1 protein-coding gene is annotated in these 670 nt (G+C 49.1%); it reads left to right on the forward strand.

Annotated features, from left to right (window positions below; translation table 11 throughout):
* Positions 1-670: efflux RND transporter permease subunit (locus R7093_RS25860; RefSeq protein WP_318147100.1), on the forward strand; the 670-nt coding region annotated here is incomplete at both ends.

A 670-nucleotide genomic window follows, 5' to 3' on the forward strand; every position in this document is an offset into this window, starting at 1 on the left:
TTTACAGCGTAGCTTGCCGGATGGTGTTGAAATCGTCACCACTTACGACCGTTCTACGCTGATCAATACAGCTGTCGATAACCTTTGGAAGAAATTAGCGGAAGAGTTCATCGTCGTAGCCATCGTCTGTGCACTGTTCTTGTTCCATATTCGCTCTTCATTGGTTATCGCCCTGAGCTTGCCTGTAGGCATTCTTGCAGCGTTCATCGTGATGCATTCTCAAGGCATTAATGCCAACATCATGTCGCTCGGGGGGATTGCCATCGCCATCGGTGCAATGGTGGATGGTGCCATCGTGATGATAGAAAACGTCCACAAGCACATTGAGCGAACGCCACTCACGGATAAGAACCGCTGGCAAGTGATTGGCAAAGCCGCTGAAGAAGTGGGTGCGCCCCTATTCTTCTCGCTGCTTATCATCACGTTAAGCTTTGTTCCAGTGTTTGCACTGGAAGGTCAAGAAGGCAAGATGTTCTCTCCTCTCGCCTTTACCAAGACGTATGCCATGGCATCAGCGGCAGCACTTGCGATCACGCTCGTGCCAGTTCTAATGGGTTACTTTATTCGCGGTAAAATACTGCCAGAACATAAGAACCCTGTTAACCGTGGTCTGGTTGCGCTGTATCGTCCATTGCTTAATCTGAGCTTGAAATATCCGAAAGCGATGATC

It is taken from the genome of Vibrio sp. 1580, from assembly GCF_033340055.1.